This window comes from Nocardioides sp., assembly GCF_050699375.1.
Lineage (GTDB): Bacteria > Actinomycetota > Actinomycetes > Propionibacteriales > Nocardioidaceae > Nocardioides.
The window spans coordinates 1-7,790 of sequence record NZ_JBOHDN010000392.1; the positions used below are offsets into that span (position 1 = coordinate 1).

At 66.1% G+C, this 7,790-nt stretch carries 10 protein-coding genes; 7 read left to right on the forward strand and 3 right to left on the reverse strand.

Going from position 1 to position 7,790, the window contains the following annotated elements:
- Positions 1-51: 51 nt before the first annotated feature.
- Both bfr and ACRDPS_RS25690 read right to left on the reverse strand, forming a co-directional pair.
- Positions 52-540 carry a bacterioferritin gene (gene bfr, locus ACRDPS_RS25685; RefSeq protein WP_431504505.1) on the reverse strand — a complete coding sequence of 163 codons (489 nt, stop codon included), beginning with the start codon at positions 538-540 and terminating at the stop codon, positions 52-54.
- A gap of 87 nt (positions 541-627) precedes the next feature.
- A complete protein-coding gene (locus ACRDPS_RS25690; protein ID WP_431504506.1) occupies positions 628-831 on the reverse strand; it encodes a (2Fe-2S)-binding protein in 204 nt (67 codons plus the stop codon).
- Positions 832-1,144: 313 nt separating this feature from the next.
- Between ACRDPS_RS25690 and ACRDPS_RS25695 the strand changes: the two genes are divergently transcribed.
- The 6 genes from ACRDPS_RS25695 to ACRDPS_RS25720 all read left to right on the forward strand — a co-directional run bounded on the left by ACRDPS_RS25695 (position 1,145) and on the right by ACRDPS_RS25720 (position 6,089).
- Positions 1,145-2,830 carry a methyltransferase domain-containing protein gene (locus ACRDPS_RS25695; protein ID WP_431504507.1) on the forward strand — a complete coding sequence of 562 codons (1,686 nt, stop codon included), beginning with the start codon at positions 1,145-1,147 and terminating at the stop codon, positions 2,828-2,830.
- Positions 2,831-2,922: 92 nt separating this feature from the next.
- Positions 2,923-3,411, forward strand: a complete 489-nt coding sequence (locus ACRDPS_RS25700; RefSeq protein WP_431504508.1) for an ATPase — start codon at positions 2,923-2,925, stop codon at positions 3,409-3,411.
- A gap of 5 nt (positions 3,412-3,416) precedes the next feature.
- The gene (locus ACRDPS_RS25705; protein WP_431504514.1) at positions 3,417-3,740 is read left to right on the forward strand and encodes an ArsR/SmtB family transcription factor; all 324 of its coding nucleotides are present in this window, start codon (positions 3,417-3,419) and stop codon (positions 3,738-3,740) included.
- Positions 3,741-3,795: 55 nt separating this feature from the next.
- Positions 3,796-5,235 carry a flavin-containing monooxygenase gene (locus tag ACRDPS_RS25710; protein WP_431504509.1) on the forward strand — a complete coding sequence of 480 codons (1,440 nt, stop codon included), beginning with the start codon at positions 3,796-3,798 and terminating at the stop codon, positions 5,233-5,235.
- A gap of 49 nt (positions 5,236-5,284) precedes the next feature.
- Positions 5,285-5,503: a hypothetical protein gene (locus tag ACRDPS_RS25715; RefSeq protein WP_431504510.1), complete on the forward strand. Its 219-nt coding sequence runs from the start codon at positions 5,285-5,287 to the stop codon at positions 5,501-5,503.
- 82 nt (positions 5,504-5,585) lie between these two features.
- Positions 5,586-6,089 carry an N-acetyltransferase family protein gene (locus tag ACRDPS_RS25720; RefSeq protein WP_431504511.1) on the forward strand — a complete coding sequence of 168 codons (504 nt, stop codon included), beginning with the start codon at positions 5,586-5,588 and terminating at the stop codon, positions 6,087-6,089.
- 11 nt (positions 6,090-6,100) lie between these two features.
- Here the strand turns inward: ACRDPS_RS25720 and ACRDPS_RS25725 are convergent, their stop codons facing one another.
- Positions 6,101-6,670, reverse strand: coding sequence for a TetR/AcrR family transcriptional regulator (locus tag ACRDPS_RS25725; protein WP_431504512.1), 570 nt, complete (start codon positions 6,668-6,670; stop codon positions 6,101-6,103).
- A gap of 47 nt (positions 6,671-6,717) precedes the next feature.
- Between ACRDPS_RS25725 and ACRDPS_RS25730 the strand changes: the two genes are divergently transcribed.
- Entirely contained in the window at positions 6,718-7,086 is a 369-nt protein-coding gene (locus ACRDPS_RS25730; RefSeq protein WP_431504513.1) for a VOC family protein, read from the forward strand.
- The last annotated feature ends 704 nt before the right edge of the window (positions 7,087-7,790 follow it).

Below are 7,790 nucleotides of genomic sequence, written 5' to 3' on the forward strand. Positions count from 1 at the left end.
GTCGGCTCGTCATGACGAGCCGACTCGGCGCCATGACCGCGACCGCCTCGATCAGCCGGGACCCTCGCCCGCGGCGACGTGCTGGGCGAGGTACGCCTGGGCGCCGACGAGCTTGATCGCGTCGAGCTGGGCCTCGAACCAGTCCGCGTGCTTCTCCTCGTCGCGGACCATCTCCTCGAAGACCGCGGCGGTGCCGTGGTCGCCGAGCTGGTGGCACTCCTCGCCGCCGGCGTTGAACTGGGCGACCGCGGCGCGCTCGCTGCCCAGGGCCAGGGAGAGCATCTCCTCCGCGGTCTCGCCGACCTGGATCGCGTTGAGCCGCTGCACGTTGGGGTGGCCGTCGAACATCAGGATCCGGTTGATCAGGTCGTCGGCGTCACGCATCTCGTCGATGGATAGGTCGTAGAAGACCTTTCCGAGCTTGGGCAGACCCCAGCTGTCGAGCATGCGTGCATGCAGGAAATAGGTGTTGGTGACGGTGAGCTCGAACGTGAGCGCCTCGTTGAGGAGCTCGACGACGCGTGGATCGACCGGCTGCATGGTGAACCTCCAAGATCGGGATCTTCCCGATACTGGCACGGCACCCCGGTAGTGAGGACAGACTCAGTTTGTGACCGGTTGCGTGCGTCAGCTCGCGGCGCCGTCGGCTGCCAGGTGCGAGCACTCCTGCGCGACGTGCTCGGTGACGATCTTCTTCACCGAGAAGATGCAGGAGCCACAGTCCTGCGCGGCTCCCGTCGAGCGGCAGATCGCGCTGACCGTGCGCGCCCCGTCGGCCAGGGCAGCGTCGACGTCACGGTCGGTGACGACTCGGCACTGGCAGACGATCATGCCCTTAGGTTAGCCGAACCTAATTAGATTGGCGATGGGGCGTCTCATCCGCCAGCGACAGCGCGTGAGCGCGGCAAGTCGCGTGAGCGCATGGAAGGCCTCCAGGCGAACTCAACGTTAAGTGCTCGGCGAACCGACTTGCGCCGACAACCAGATGGCCTACGGTGATGCACACGCCGGTAATCAATGGCGATTGCCTGCACATGTCCGCCCCGGACGGGAGAAGGCAATCCCCGCGTCCGCCGTAAGCGCATGACATGGCGACGCCTTCCTCGGTCCGCTCCCCAAGAAGCAACCGAGGAGAAGAAGGCAAATGGATCGCGCCACAACCGCAGTAGAGAACGCCCCCACCGACCGCTCGAGCAAGGACGACCTGCGTCAGGACTTCGGTGCAGACCCGACCGCCGTGCGTGAGTCGGACCACTACACCGATGAGTACATCGGCGGCTTCGTCGACAAGTGGGACGAGCTCATCGACTGGAAGCGCCGCTACGAGAGCGAAGGAAGCTTCTTCGTCGACCTCCTGAAGGCGCACAACGTGAAGTCGGTGCTCGACGTCGCGACCGGGACAGGCTTCCACTCCGTACGTCTGGTCGAGGAGAACTTCGACACCACCAGCGCCGACGGCAGCCCGAAGATGCTCTCCAAGGCGTTCGACAACGGCAGGACGTACGGCGGCCACATCCTCCGCGTCGTCCACGCCGACTGGCGCTGGCTCAACCGCGACGTGCATGAGAAGTACGACGCGGTCATCTGCCTCGGGAACTCGTTCACCCACCTCTTCTCCGAGCGCGACCGCCGCAAGGCGCTGGCCGAGTTCTACGCCGTGCTCAAGCACGACGGCATCCTGATCCTCGACCAGCGCAACTATGACTCGATGCTGGACAACGGCTTCTCCAGCAAGCACACCTACTACTACTGCGGCGAGGAGGTCAGCGCCGAGCCCGAGCACATCGACGACGGCCTGGCCCGGTTCCGCTACAGCTTCCCGGACGGTTCCGAATACCACCTCAACATGTTCCCGCTGCGGAAGAACTACACCCGCCGGCTGCTGCGCGAGGTCGGCTTCCAGCGCGTGGAGACCTTCGGCGACTTCCAGGAGACGTTCGTCGACGACGACCCCGACTTCCTCGTCCACGTCGCGGAGAAGAACTACGCCGAGACGCCCGACGAGACGGCCTACTCCACCGCCGTCAACGTCGCCCGCGACTACTACAACTCCGATGACGCGGACAACTTCTACTTCTCCATCTGGGGCGGCGAGGACATCCACATCGGCCTCTACGACCAGCCCGAGGAGGACATCGCCGGCGCGAGCCGCCGCACCGTGCAGCGGATGGCGGAGACGGTCACGCTGACTCCCGAGACCCGCGTCCTCGACATCGGCTCGGGCTACGGCGGCGCCGCGCGCCATCTGGCCCGGACGTACGGCTGTCACGTCACCTGCCTGAACCTCTCCGAGGTCGAGAACCAGCGCAACCGCGAGCTCAGCTCCCAGCAGGGGCTCGGCGACCTGATCGAGGTCGTGGACGGCTCCTTCGAGGACATCCCCTGCGAGGACAACCGTTTCGACGTCGTCTGGTCCCAGGACGCGATGCTGCACTCCGGAGATCGCGTACGTGTCCTGCAGGAGGTCGACCGGGTGCTGACGCCCAAGGGTGAGCTCGTCTTCACCGACCCGATGGCCGCCGACGGGGCCGGCAGAGAGGTGCTCAAGCCGATCCTGGAGCGGCTGCACCTGGACTCGATGGGGTCGCCGGGGTTCTATCGGCACGAGCTGAGCAGGCTCGGCCTCGAGACCGTCACGTTCGAGGACCACACCGACCAGCTGACGACCCACTACGGCCGGGTCCTCGAGGAGACCGAGCGCCGCCACGAGGAGATCACCGCGCAGGTCAGCGAGGAGTACCTCGACCGGATGAAGATCGGCCTGCGCCACTGGGTCGACGGTGGCCGCGCCGGGAACCTCGCCTGGGGCATCTTCCACGCCAAGGGCTGACGGGCCGCCTTAGCGACCTGCAATCAACGGGTTGCATATCGATAGGTGAAGTGCAACACTGAGGTTGCACTTCACCTATCGAGGAGGAAACCATGAGCAGCACCACTCACACCGCCGAAGAGCTCGCCGAGCTCGACAGCATCAGCCGCCAGATCGACATCGACGCCCCGGCCGAGAAGGTCTGGGCGCTGGTGACCCGGCCGGGCTGGTACATCAACGACGGCAGCGTCGAGGACGACCCCGCCATCCGCGTCGAGACAGCCGATGACGGCACCGAGGTCTCGGTCGTCACAGACCCCACCATGGGCGAGTTCCGATTCCGTACGGTCGAGCTCGACGAGCCTCGCTATGCCGCGTTCCGCTGGCTGGGTACGCCCTACCGCGAGGTCAGCGAAGGCACGCTGGTCGAGTTCTGGGTCGAGGCCAACCCCGCGGGCGGGGTGACCCTCAAGGTCCTGGAGAGCGGCTTCTCCACCCTGTCCGAGGACCCCGCCGTCTGGCTGAAGGAGCGCGAGGGCAACGACAAGGGCTGGGCCGAGGAGCTCGCCGTCGCGAAGACGTACGTCGAGGCGCGTGCGTGACCACGATGACCGAGCTTCCCGTGATGTGTGCGGCGCTGGGGGACCAGACGCGCTGGGACATCCTGGCCAGGCTGGGGCAGGAGGCGATGTCCGCCTCCGCCCTGGCCCGGGTCTTCCCGGTGAGCCGCCAGGCGATCGTCAAGCACCTCGACGTACTCGCCGACGTCGGCCTCGTCACCGCCGAGCGCCGCGGCCGCGAGATCGTCTATGTCGCCGTCGGCTCCCGCCTCAACGCCCTCGCCCGAGAGCTCGACCGCATCGGTCGCGCCTGGGACACCAGGCTCCGCGCCATCAAGGACCTCGCCGAGTCCACCGACCAGCAGGATTGACATTCTCCCGGTATGGTCGCGGTCACATCGCAGTCACCGGCCTCGGAGGACCACCTTGCGCATCGCAGTCATCGGCACCGGCTTCGGCGGCCTGGCCGCCACGATCGAGCTCAAGAAGCGTGGCCACGACGACATCGTCGTGTTCGAGAAGGCCGGCGACGTGGGCGGCGTGTGGCGGGAGAACACCTATCCCGGCGCCGCCTGCGACGTACCTTCCAGCCTCTACTCCTACTCCTTCGAGCCCAACCCGCGCTGGCCGCACAAGTTCTCCCGCCAGCCCGCGATCCTCGACTACATCCACGGGGTCGTCGAGAAGTACGACGTACGCCGCCACATCCGCTTCCACACCGAGGTGACCGCCGCCCGCTGGGACGACGAGGCGAGGACCTGGCAGCTCGACCTCAGCACCGGGGAGACCGAGACGGTCGACCTGTTCGTCCCCGCTGTCGGCCAGCTCTCCCGGCCCTCGATCCCGAAGATCGCCGGCGCGGACACGTTCGAGGGGACCGCGTTCCACTCCGCGGAGTGGAACCACGACCTCGGCCTCGAGGGCAGGCGGGTGGCGGTGATCGGCACCGGCGCGAGCGCCATCCAGTTCGTGCCCGAGGTGCAGAAGTGCGCGGAGCGGGTGACCCTCTTCCAGCGTTCGGCGCCCTACATCGTCCCGCGCAAGGACTTCGAGCGCACCGAGCCCACCGGCGCCGCCCGCCGGCTCGTCGAGCGGGTGAAGATCTGGGCGCAGGCCGAGTGGCTCACCACCTCCTTCCACGTGAAGCCGTTCGGCGCGGCCATGCGCGCCTGGTCCAAGCGCCACATGAAGGCACAGACGGCGGCGAAGCCGGGGCTCTTCGCCCAGGTGTGGCCCGACTACGCGTTCGGCTGCAAGCGCATCCTGTTCGCGGACGACTATCTGCCCGCCCTCGCGCAGCCCAACGTCGATGTGGTCACGGACGACATCACCGAGATCACTCCGGCAGGTGTGAGGACCGACGACGGCCGGCTCCACGAGGCCGACGTGATCATCTGGGGCACCGGGTTCAAGGCCACCGACTTCCTCGCGCCCATGGTCATCGCCGGCACCCAGGGCCGTGACCTGCACACCCATTGGAAGGACGGTGCCCACGCCTACCACGGCATGACCGTCCCCGGTTTCCCCAACCTGCTGATCATGTACGGACCCAACACGAACACCGGTGGCGGCTCGATCATCTACTTCCTCGAGACCCAGGCCCGCTACCTGGGCAGGTACGCCGACCACATCCGTCAGGCCGGCCACCCGCTCGAGGTCAGGGACGAGGTCGAGGAGGCCTACGACGCCAAGATCCAGGGCCAGCTGGCCGGGAGCGTCTGGAGCAAGTGCAGCTCCTGGTATCGGGAGAAGAACGGCCGGATCACCACCAACTGGCCCAGCATCTCTGCCCGCTACCGCCTCAGTGCCAGCTACGACAAGGCCGACTACGCGCCGTCCGCTGAACGAGCTGATAGGTCATTGTGACCAACCTGTGCATTCCCTTATCCGTGTGTGAGGCCACATACTCGAAGGGATGACTACCTCAACCCCCCGGCGGCGACACTTCGCCGCAAGTCCTTTCAAGACTGATCCCGAGCCGGTCATTGAGCAGTTCGAGTCCGGAGACATGGTCTCCCACGACTCATTCGGCCTGGGTCGGGTCGTCAACAAAGAAACGGCCGCAGTCACAGTCGACTTCGGTCCCCGGCTGGTGCGCATCGCCAGTCCCTTCCCCAAGCTTTCCAAGCTCTGACACCGTCTGAGCTGCCAACAGGTCGCCCTCCCCGAGCACTGCTCAGGGAGGGCGACCTGTTTCCGCCACTACGATCAGCAGCGTGACCGTCACCATTCGCGATGCGGCTCCTGCCGACGTACCCGAGATCCTTCGTCTCGTCCACGCTCTTGCCGACTACGAGAAGGAGCCAGACGCCGTCGAGGCCACGGAGGCCGACTTCACCACGGCGCTCTTTCCCGAGTCCGGTACGCCGACGACGCACTGCCTCGTCGCCGAGGCTGATGGAGCGGATGGAACGGGCGGCACGGTCATCGGCATCGCGGTCTGGTACGTCACCTTCTCCACCTGGACCGGCCGCAACGGCATCTGGCTCGAGGACCTCTTCGTCGACCCGGTCCACCGCGGCGCGGGCGCCGGCAAGGCCCTCCTCGTACGCCTCGCCGAGATCTGCGTCGAGAACGACTGGCGCCGCCTCGAGTGGTGGGTGCTCAAGTGGAACGAGCCATCGATCGCCTTCTACCGCTCCCTCGGCTCGGTCCCTCAGGACGAGTGGGAGGTCCACCGGATCGACGGTGATGCCTTGAAGACCCTCGGTGCCGGCTGAGCAGCAGAAGGTCAATCGCTGCCCAGGACCGTCGCCACCAAGCCTTCGACCTCGTCCGTACGCAGCGGCGACGGCGTCATCAGTCGCCGGTAGAACACCGCCCCCGCCAGCGCCTCTGCCGCCCGCTCCGGATCCCCGACAGCCTGTCCCGACTCCCGCAACCGGATGAGCGCATCCACCAGCCGCGTACGTCGCTGCGTGCTGTAGCTGTGGTGCAGCTCCCGCAGGCCGGGGTCGCGCTCGGCGCCGTCGAGCACGGCGGGGAGACAGTCGGACATCAGGGACGACTGCATGGCGGAGGCGAGATGAGCGACGATCGCGACCACATCGGCTCTCGGGTCCAGACCACCCGCGTCCGGGCGCGGCTGCACATTGAGGGTCTCCATCGCCTTCGCGACCAGGCTGACCCGGTCGTGCCCGAGTCGGTAAATCGTGCTCCGGGCGACGCCGGCCCGCTTCGCCACCCCGTCGATGCTGAACCCTCCGAAGCCGCGATCGGCCAGCTCCGCGAGCGCCGCCTCGAGCACCCGCTCGCGGCTGCGCACCACGCGAGGATCCGTTTGCCCTTGACGAGTAGCCATGCCCCGAGCCTACTATGCAACAGTACTGTCGCAGAGAGGAGAGAAAGATGATTCCCGGATTCCGCTATATCGTCGACGACATCCCAGCTGCCGTCGCGTTCTACCGCGAGCTCGGCTTCGAGGACGTCGGCCCCAAGGTCGGTGGCTTCGCGATGCTGAGCGGCCACGGTCTGAGGCTGATGCTCAACTCCCCCGGCAGTGGTGGCGCCGGCCAAGCGGCCGACGACGGCACGGTGCCGACCCCCGGAGGATGGAACCGCATCCAGCTGGAGGTGCCCGACGTCGACGGGGAGGTCCAGCGGCTCAGCGCCGCCGGTGCCCGAGTACGGACCGGCCACGTCGACGGCCGCGGAGGCACCCAGGCCGTCATCGAGGACCCGGCCGGCAACCCCGTCGAGCTCTTCGCGTCGGCCTGACCACGAGCCTTGTCCAGGGGTCTAGAGTGGGCCCAGAACATCGCATGAAAAAAGTTGCCCTGGCGATTTGAAACGGCGTCAGGGTGTGTGTAGTGTTCTCCGAGTCGCCAGGGTGCGGCGGGAAGCAAGCGCGAGTTTCGGGCGGGCTTCCGGCCCCGGAGCGGCCACCTTCACTCTTCGAGCATCGCTCGAGCCAGGGTGTTCTGGCAGCGGGTCTCAGGATCTGCCGCAGGACTCACGATCTGATTCAGATCAGATGATCATGGCTGTGGTGTGGGTGGGTTGAGCACTGAAAAGCCTTCGGGTCTCCCGAATTGGTGATTAGAGCGAAGGCCACTAAAGTCCTCCAGGACAGCGGCGATAAAGCCAACAGCTTGAAGCAAGAAAGCGCGAAACGCGCCGAATTGCGAAAGCGAGAATGGCTCAGCTAAAGTCTGAAAGGCAGAACCGGAAGCGGGATTGAATCCGGATAGCTGGAGCAGGGAAAGCGGGTTAGCCGCCGAATTGCGAAAGCGAAACGGGATCCGCTAGGGTTCAGCACGAAGAACAAAGCGAAACAAAAAACGAATTGAAGCCGCCGGACTGGCTGAGACGAGATGTCTGTTGTTCTACCGGTGTGCGTGTGATTCTTGAGAACTCAACAGTGTGTCATAGTCGACGAATTAGTTTGTTATGCCCCGTCGACCGCGCCTCTTAGTGGGGTG

Excerpts from the sequence above, each read along its gene's own strand:
- ACRDPS_RS25730 (WP_431504513.1), top strand. The coding sequence starts at position 6,718 with ATGATTCCCGGATTCCGCTATATCGTCGACGACATCCCAGCTGCCGTC.
- ACRDPS_RS25705 (WP_431504514.1), top strand. The coding sequence starts at position 3,417 with ATGACCGAGCTTCCCGTGATGTGTGCGGCGCTGGGGGACCAGACGCGC.
- bfr (WP_431504505.1), bottom strand. The coding sequence starts at position 540 with ATGCAGCCGGTCGATCCACGCGTCGTCGAGCTCCTCAACGAGGCGCTC.
- ACRDPS_RS25715 (WP_431504510.1), top strand. The coding sequence starts at position 5,285 with ATGACTACCTCAACCCCCCGGCGGCGACACTTCGCCGCAAGTCCTTTC.
- ACRDPS_RS25690 (WP_431504506.1), bottom strand. The coding sequence starts at position 831 with ATGATCGTCTGCCAGTGCCGAGTCGTCACCGACCGTGACGTCGACGCT.
- ACRDPS_RS25695 (WP_431504507.1), top strand. The coding sequence starts at position 1,145 with ATGGATCGCGCCACAACCGCAGTAGAGAACGCCCCCACCGACCGCTCG.
- ACRDPS_RS25700 (WP_431504508.1), top strand. The coding sequence starts at position 2,923 with ATGAGCAGCACCACTCACACCGCCGAAGAGCTCGCCGAGCTCGACAGC.
- ACRDPS_RS25725 (WP_431504512.1), bottom strand. The coding sequence starts at position 6,670 with ATGGCTACTCGTCAAGGGCAAACGGATCCTCGCGTGGTGCGCAGCCGC.